This window comes from Microbacterium sp. Leaf351, from assembly GCF_001423825.1.
Taxonomy (GTDB): domain Bacteria; phylum Actinomycetota; class Actinomycetes; order Actinomycetales; family Microbacteriaceae; genus Microbacterium; species Microbacterium ginsengisoli.
In genome coordinates this window covers 4,029-5,659 of record NZ_LMPK01000036.1, presented here as the reverse complement: position 1 = coordinate 5,659, position 1,631 = coordinate 4,029, and the positions used below count along the sequence as shown (strand labels likewise).

The following is a 1,631-nucleotide window of genomic DNA, read 5'->3' as shown; positions in this document are numbered from 1 at the left end:
ATCGACCACGATTTCTCCTAAGACGCGGGAGAGCTCAGCAGTTCGAGCCCCTCAGTGACCACTCGACCATACAGGACGTCCGCGTCGAGGCGACGGAGCTCCTCGGCCAGGCACTCGCGCAGCGAGCGGCGGGGGAACGCGAGCTCGTGGCTGGGCTGATCGGGCTGCGTGAGGGTGGCCACCGCGGACTCGGGGCGCTCGAGCAGGATGTCGCCGCCGGGCCGCCGCAGTCGCACCGACTTAATACCCGACGCCCACTCGCTCTCGGGCAGGTACGCCCAGGCGACGTCCACGTCGAGCGCGAGTCGCAGCCAGGCTGCGAGCAGCGGCGTCGAGGGCGAATCGGCGGCGCCGAGCACCTCGACGCCCGTGACGTTCTCGAACGGGGGCTGGTCGAGCACGGCGGCCAGCTGTTCCCGCCAGCGCGTCAGTCGCGTCCAGGACAGGTCGGTGTCGCCGGGGGAGTAGCTGCCGCCGAGACGGGCGACGGCCGCCGCCGGGTCCGCCTGGGAGGCGGCATCCGTGATGCGACGCTGTGCGATCTTGCCGATCTCCGACGAGGCCGGGTCGCCGGGCGTGCGTCCCGGCCACCATGCGACGACGGGGGCGTCGGGCAGGAGCAGACCGGTCACGAGGCTTTCCGCATTGGATGCCGCGGCCCCGTAGGCGCGAAGCAGCACGACCTCGCTCGCACCGGCGTCGCCGCCCACGCGGATCTGCGCGTCGAGACGGGGCTCGGCGGCGTCCGGCTCCGCGACCAGCACGATGACGCGCATCGGGTGCTCGCGGGACGCGTCGTTCGCGGCTTCGATCGCCTCTTCGGCGACGCCGCCGGAGGAGACGATGATGAGGGTCAGCACGCGGCCGAGCGCGACAGCGCCGCCCTCCTCGCGCACGTCGACGAGCGACCGCGAGATCTTGCTGACGGTGGTCTCGGGGAGATCGATGATCACGGCCGCCTCCAGGTGCGTCCATCGCGGGTGAGGAGTTCGTCGGCGGACGGCGGTCCCCATGAACCGGGGCTGTACTGCTCGAGCGGTCCGCCCTGGGCCGCCCAGAACTGCTCGATCGGATCGAGGATCTTCCAGCTGAGCTCGACCTCCTCGTGACGGGGGAACAGCGGCGGGTCGCCGAGGAGCACGTCGAGGATGAGGCGCTCATAGGCCTCGGGGCTCGCCTCGGTGAAGGCGTGGCCGTAGCCGAAGTCCATCGTGACGTCGCGCACCTGGGTGCCGGCACCCGGAACCTTCGATCCGAAACGGATGGTGACGCCCTCGTCGGGCTGCACGCGGATCACGAGCGCGTTCTGACCGAGACCGGAGGTCTGGCTGCGACTGAACAGGTGCTCGGGCGCGGTCTTGAAGACGACCGCGATCTCGGTGACGCGGCGACCGAGCCGCTTGCCGGTGCGCAGGTAGAACGGCACGCCGGCCCAACGCCGCGTGTTGATCTCGAGCTTGATCGCGGCGTAGGTCTCCGTCGTGGACTCGGGGTTCATCCCGTCTTCCTCGAGGAAACCGAGCACCCGCTCGCCGCCCTGCCACCCGCCGCCGTACTGGCCGCGGGCCGTCGCCGACGCGAGGTCGGCGGGCAGGGTGACCGCCGCCAGCACCTTCTCCTTCTCGGCGCGC

Annotated in this window: 1 protein-coding gene and 1 pseudogene; both read right to left on the bottom strand. The window is 71.2% G+C overall.

The features are described 5' to 3' along the window. Positions 1-17: 17 nt before the first annotated feature. On the bottom strand, positions 18-953 hold the full coding sequence (locus ASG00_RS11955) for a glucose-6-phosphate dehydrogenase assembly protein OpcA (RefSeq protein WP_045246554.1): 936 nt from the start codon (positions 951-953) through the stop codon (positions 18-20). Next, positions 950-1,631: pseudogene (locus ASG00_RS18405) on the bottom strand (glucose-6-phosphate dehydrogenase); the annotation flags it as partial. The pseudogene ASG00_RS18405 and the gene ASG00_RS11955, both read right to left, overlap by 4 nt.